Here is an 843-nt window from a genome sequence, read left to right on the forward strand (position 1 = left end):
CAAGATCTTCGAATCCACCAACGCCATGTAAGGGCGACAGTTGTCCAAAACGCCCCGAAAGGGGCGTTTTTTATGGTTTTTCGTTGGGCCTATACACCCTTTTACCCGGCCTTGGCTCTGTGCTCCCGGGTCCTTTGCTCTCGCTTAAACGGGTCATTGCAGCCCTTGGCGGTGACAAGGTGGGAGTATGAGGTGACGGTACACCAAGACTTAATTGGATTTCCATACGGGTCTATTTTGTTCGCAATCTTCGGTGTATATTGTGGCCCCAACGCTTCGGAGCCCACTATGTCTCGTTATCACTTTTTCAAGCAAGGTCAGTCATTTACCTCTCTCGCAACCTGGGTAGCCGGTGATGACGATGAGCGTCACCAACGGGTCGAACAAGGGGTGATGGCTGTCGTTGCCCCCTCTTTTGCCGATATCCCGGCCGAGGTACTGACACAATTGCAAGAGCATGAGGCGCGGGAAGCGAAGCACGGGGCGCACAATCCGTGGTATAGCGTCGCCGGCAATTTCAGCCTGCGGGGGATGCACTGATGGCCCGGTCTGGCAAGGGGGGCGGTGTTGTCACACTGCTGCGCTGGTCTTTCTTGAAAAGACCGCTCTGTGGCGGCCTGTTCAGTGCCCTGTTTATCTATCTGGCATCCCTGCCAGCGGACCTCTATTTCACTTTCCATTGGCAGATGGCTCTGGGCCTCTTCCTGTTGGTCTTCCTTGGCGGACTCTGGCGGCAGTGGCGGGCGCTTAGCTAACCCTTTCTCACACCCGTTGCAGTGCGCCTTCGGTGGCCAGCAAGGTGGCCATGCCGCCAGCCTTGCCTGCCTGAATGCCGATTTGGGT

2 protein-coding genes are annotated in these 843 nt (G+C 56.5%); both read left to right on the forward strand.

Translation table 11 applies throughout. From position 1 onward, the window contains the following. The first annotated feature begins 288 nt into the window (after positions 1-288). A complete protein-coding gene (locus BN1129_RS23660) occupies positions 289-540 on the forward strand; it encodes a hypothetical protein (protein WP_042039204.1) in 252 nt (83 codons plus the stop codon). Continuing rightward, complete coding sequence (locus BN1129_RS20935; RefSeq protein ID WP_042039200.1) at positions 540-755, forward strand: hypothetical protein; 216 nt, start codon at positions 540-542, stop codon at positions 753-755. Before BN1129_RS23660 ends, BN1129_RS20935 begins: the two co-directional genes overlap by 1 nt. Positions 756-843: the final 88 nt, after the last annotated feature.

The organism is Aeromonas popoffii (assembly GCF_000820025.1).
GTDB lineage: Bacteria > Pseudomonadota > Gammaproteobacteria > Enterobacterales > Aeromonadaceae > Aeromonas > Aeromonas popoffii.